This is a genomic window from Burkholderia sp. Se-20378, from assembly GCF_017104665.1.
In the GTDB taxonomy this organism is placed as follows: Bacteria; Pseudomonadota; Gammaproteobacteria; order Burkholderiales; family Burkholderiaceae; genus Burkholderia; species Burkholderia lata.
On sequence record NZ_JAAGPG010001132.1, the window covers coordinates 1 to 730 of the forward strand.

Genomic DNA, 730 nt, shown 5'->3' on the forward strand with positions numbered 1-730 from the left:
TGCATGCAGGCCGCCCGGCTGCGCCAGCACGATTTCACGGCGCACTTCGTTCTGCGCCGCGGCGCCGGTTTGTGCCGCCTGCACGGCTGCTTCGCCCTTGCCGCGCAGCACGAGCAGCGGCGTCTCGCCGGCCGTCGCGAAGCCGCTCGCGCGATCGACGACCTCGAACGCATCCGAGTTCGCGATCGCGATCACCGACACGAGCGAATGCGCGCTGCGCGCCACCGCGTCCTGGTCGAACTCGATCAGCAGCGTGCCGGCCTCGACACGCGCGCCGGCTTCGACGTGCGCGATGAAGCCCTGCCCGTTCAGCTCGACCGTGTCGATGCCGATGTGCAGCAGCACTTCCGCGCCTTGCGGCGTCGTGATCGTCACTGCATGGCCCGTGCGCGCGAGATGCGACACGACGCCCGCGCACGGTGCGACGAGCTGGCCCGCGAGCGGGTCAATGCCGATGCCGTCGCCGAACATCCCGCCGGAGAACACCGGATCGGGCACGTCGGCCAGTGCGACGATCGGCCCCGTCAACGGGGCAAGCAGGACGATCTGATCGTGGGTGGGGCTCTTCAACTGGGACTCCTCGGCGCGTCTCATCGGCTGTCTCGGCTATCAGTGCGTTTCGGTGACTTTGTTCAGGTGGCGCGGCGTGTCGGGATTGCGGCCGCGCGCGACGGCGAGATCCGCCGCCATCACGTAGAACGAAAGAATGGCGGCGATCGGGTCGAGCGCC

The 730-nt window shown here is 69.2% G+C and carries 1 protein-coding gene and 1 pseudogene; both read right to left on the reverse strand.

Annotated features, from left to right (window positions below):
* Positions 1-594, reverse strand: a 594-nt coding sequence (locus G3N93_RS40575) for a PTS glucose transporter subunit IIA (protein WP_206135583.1), incomplete at its 3' end; no start/stop codon positions are given.
* Positions 595-609: 15 nt separating this feature from the next.
* A pseudogene (locus G3N93_RS40580) lies at positions 610-730 on the reverse strand (iron dicitrate transport regulator FecR); the annotation flags it as partial.